This window comes from Bacillus haikouensis, from assembly GCF_013179555.1.
Taxonomy (GTDB): Bacteria; Bacillota; Bacilli; order Bacillales; family Bacillaceae_B; genus Rossellomorea; species Rossellomorea haikouensis_A.
Map to the genome: position 1 here is coordinate 1 of NZ_JABMCR010000334.1, position 3,962 is coordinate 3,962.

The window sequence follows — 3,962 nt, forward strand, 5'->3', positions numbered from 1 at the left end:
AAAATGAATTATTCTTCGATGATATATACACACTCCGGCATATTGGAAAGCAGGCGAAACGACTATCGCATGAATTGGATAATGATGAAAGCACGGTAGCGATCGGTCATGTAGGGATAACGGGAATGAAGGTTGCCACGATGCTGAAGGCATTCATTCCGCTATACGAGAAGAAAGCGTCGATAGTACCGCTGTCTGATTTAATACCTGAATACCATTTAATTGATGAGAGTATGCCTTGACGATCGAAGGGGGAAGGTGTGTCCGGAGGGTCCCATTAAGGACCACTTCTGTAAGTCCTGTCCCCATAACAGTCCCTGATCTACAGGTCTGTCCCGCAGCATAAAAAACTGTTTCCTTAAACGTTTTGATCCCATAAGCTATGTATTCATTTAAATTGGGCGGCTGCATGCTCTCTATTCGAACTCTTGCTAAAGTACGGGATCGAAAGCCCGCAAGGTACTATTTACGTGTGTGAACAACTACAACGTTTGTTGATAAGAGCTTAAAAAAACAGCACCAGAATAAATCTGTGCTGTTTTTGTCAGGATTTCAGCTCTGTATAAACGACCAGCCGTTTGCTGTAGTTCCTGGATGATCGGTCAAAATTGCCGGTGCATGTGATGAGATTCAATGTACTGCTGTGACTGTAACCGAAGATTGATTTCAGTGGAGCGTCATCCCAAGGATATTCTTTTTTGCCGGTGACAACGAATGTTCTGGATTCGCCGTCCTTGCTTGTCACGGTCAATTCGTCTCCTTTAGAGAGCTTGTTCAGGTTGTAGAAAATGGCGGGGCCATTCCGGCTGTCGATATGTCCCCCGATGACGGCGCTTCCCGGTTCGCCGGGTTTGTATCCATTTTCATACCATCCGGTTTTTTCGAAGCTTTTAGTCACGGCCATTTCTCCGTTTTCCTTTAGTCCCACCGCTTCAACTTCTGCTTTTAAATCAATTGCAGGAATTTCAAGGCTGGCCGGGACGATTCCGGACCGTTCATCCTTTACAATCGAATCTGCATAGGGAGATGCACTGGTGGTGGTACTAGCCGTTTGTTGTGATGCAGGTGTTTCTTCCTGCTTCTGTTCACTATTCTTCACGTCGGTTCCTGAGTTTGGGTTCATGCCCATTTCAGCACTGCAGGCAGAAATAGTCATTAGTACAAGCGCAAGGAGGACAGCTTTCATAGTATATAACATGTGAAGCCACTCCTTTCATCTTCACAAAAGAGGGGACAGACCTAGCCGGGGTCGTCCCCTTTTGTTTTGTCATTATTTATTTGCAGCGTATTTTTTAAGAGCCAGTACAGATCCGCCGGCAATCGCCATCAGAGCAGCCAGTAAGTATTCAAGAGGGAATTCTTCCTGACCGGCCGTTCCGCCCATTCCTGTGTTTGGCATTTGTGAAGGCATGTCGTGAGCGAACTTATCAGGATGTTGATCTACAATGGCTGAAGAAAGGCCTTTTGCAGGATTCAGCATATGTTCGTAAGCCATGCGGATGTCTTCAAATGACTTCTCATAATTTCCGGCAGCATAGCTGTCAAAAGCTCCGATCAATTGATCGACGTGCATTTGAAGCCCGTCTGCTAATGCGTCAGATTTTAAACGTCCGTCAGTGGCAGTTTCAAGGAACTTGGAGAAGTCTGCTCGGTACCCGTCCAAATTTTTCAATGCTTCATCTTTAGCTGCTTGATCGTCAGCACCCGCAGCTTTTACATAATCAACGAAGAATCCGATGTGATTACTCCACATTTCTTTGAACTGATTACCAGCTTCTTCTCCGTAAACAGAAGCGATGGCTGCTGCCAGGTCTTCCGTATTGGCATTCAATGCGTTAACAGATGCATCAAAGTCTTCAGAACCGTCGATTCCGTTTTGCATTGCCATCGTCGCAAGTGCAGCATGCTCAGTCAGCAAATGGTTGAGAGTGGATCTTAAGTCAGCTGCAGGCGTTACTGCCATTGAGTTTTCGAATTTATCAGGATATTGATCGGTGATCGCGCTGGATAATCCTTTTGCGACCATATGCATATGGTTAATCGCTTCACGCTCATACTCGTATGCTTTTTCGTAGTCTCCTGCCACATAGCTGTCAAAAGCCCCTACAAGCTGGTTTACGTGCATTTGCAGGCCTTCTGCAAGGCCGTCAGATTCTAAACGCTCACCTGTAGCGGTTTCAAGGAATTTTGAAAATTCAGCGCGGTACCCGTCCAGATTTTTGAGTGCTTCGTCTTTGGCTGCCTGGTCGTTTGAACCCGTAGCTTTTACATAATCGACGAAGAATCCGATGTGATTTGACCACATTTCATTGAATTGATTTCCAGCTTCTTCTCCGTAAACGGAAGTAATGGCTGCTGTCAGGTCTTCAGTGTTGGCACTCAAGGCACCGGCAGCTGCGTCGAAGTCTTCAGCTCCTTCTGCGCCTCTTCTCATTGCTTCGACTGCTAAGTATGCGTGTTCACTTAAGTAATGCTGAAGTGTTGTTCTCAAATCGGATGCCGGTGTCACGGCCATAGCGGAATGATCTTCACCATTATGGGCAAATGCGGTTCCTGCTGCCGGAATCATCAGTGACATGCTAAGTGGTACTGCTAAATAACTTTTTTTGAATTTCATTGGGTAATCTCTCCTTTTGTTTTTATATTTTCATAGAGCTAACGACAAAAGTATGATGTTGGATCACTATTTTTTAAAAAACTTTTTGGTTTTGTTAAAAAGATTAAAAACCAGGGTGTAAATGTAAGAGTGATAGATCATTCTGATTTCCTTATGTATCTTTCAATAGAAAGATTTTCAATTCACTTTTGAATACTCTTTGTTTATAGATTTGAGTTCTAGTCATTCAACTCAAAATAAAAAACCCGGCAGAAATCTGTCCGGGCTGAATAGGTATAACAGGGAACGGCTTTCATCATCCATAGTATCCGTAGTAGTATGGCGAGATATGGCAATAGGGAGGAGAATAATAATATGGTTGGTCTGGGGGATACTGGCTCCTGTTTTGTGGAATGCAATGATTGGGAGGTCCGATGTAGGTGGCCGGTTTCACTTGGGAAGTGACGGCATTCCATTGATTTTCATTCATGCAATATGTGTGGGCCATGATGTTGGCGGGAGTGAAGGTCAGGATATCAGAGCCAAGGATGACTTCAGGATTGGGTGCATCAAAAATTGCAAGCAAATGGGTTTGATCCTCATCGGCCACTTCGTAATGCCACCAGCCCTGTGGAACGTTGACAACCTCTCCCGGAGAAGCGGAATACGTAAGCAATTCCCTCGTGAACGGATTCAGCAGTGAGACAGTGATCCTGCCGGAAATGCAATAGACCAGCTCAGCAGCGTTTTGATGATAATGAGGCTCCACGACATTGCCTTTACTGAGGAAGATGTCGAGGAGGGACGTTTTTTCCAGCGTATTCAATTGTTTTTTGCCAAGGATGTTGATCAGATTATTCGCATCTTTTGTAAACAGGTTATGATCGTTCACACTTCCATAAAACTGTACTGAAGGAGACGTGTAGTCAGGTGTATCAGTCATTTGTTCACCTCTATGGATACTTTTCCAGTTATAATATTCCGTGCTGGGTGATGCGTGAATGGAATGGGAGAAGGTGAACATATTACATGCTGAAAAAAATGCCCGGGCGATAAGCCCGGGCAATCGTTGATCTTATCAAATTATAGTTGAGATGCGAGTACGATCTCTCCCTGCGGAAGCTGGCTGTTTGCATCAGGCTCCAGAGTGATTGCGACTGTATCCCAGTCTATCTTGTCAAATTCTTTGTTCATTTTAAAGACGACGGAGCCTTTTCCATCTTCACCGGTCACAAATGTTCCTGCACGTTGCGGCTTTTCATCCTTAATGAGCCATACTTGGAAGACTTCTTCTTTAGATAAGTCTTCCAGTTGTGAAGCCTGCACGACAAGGCTTGATTGTTCGCCCTGTTTGATAATGCTGGCC

Annotated in this window: 4 protein-coding genes and 1 pseudogene; 1 reads left to right on the forward strand and 4 read right to left on the reverse strand. The window is 44.8% G+C overall.

Annotation, left to right across the window (positions count from 1 at the left end; genetic code table 11):
• Nucleotides 1-242 (forward strand): annotated as a pseudogene (locus HP456_RS20895) (divergent polysaccharide deacetylase family protein); the annotation flags it as partial.
• Nucleotides 243-544: 302 nt separating this feature from the next.
• On the opposite strand, the gene HP456_RS20900 reads toward HP456_RS20895, so the two are convergent.
• The 4 genes from HP456_RS20900 to HP456_RS20915 all read right to left on the reverse strand — a co-directional run.
• Nucleotides 545-1,198: a class F sortase gene (locus HP456_RS20900; RefSeq protein ID WP_172254715.1), complete on the reverse strand. Its 654-nt coding sequence runs from the start codon at nucleotides 1,196-1,198 to the stop codon at nucleotides 545-547.
• A gap of 72 nt (nucleotides 1,199-1,270) precedes the next feature.
• Nucleotides 1,271-2,617 (reverse strand): copper amine oxidase, encoded by a 1,347-nt coding sequence (locus tag HP456_RS20905; RefSeq protein ID WP_172254716.1) that lies wholly within the window; start codon nucleotides 2,615-2,617, stop codon nucleotides 1,271-1,273.
• Nucleotides 2,618-2,912: 295 nt separating this feature from the next.
• Entirely contained in the window at nucleotides 2,913-3,539 is a 627-nt protein-coding gene (locus tag HP456_RS20910; protein ID WP_172254717.1) for a cupin domain-containing protein, read from the reverse strand.
• Between the two features lie 140 nt (nucleotides 3,540-3,679).
• The coding region (locus HP456_RS20915) for an anti-sigma factor (protein WP_172254719.1) at nucleotides 3,680-3,962 on the reverse strand (283 nt) is incomplete at its 5' end.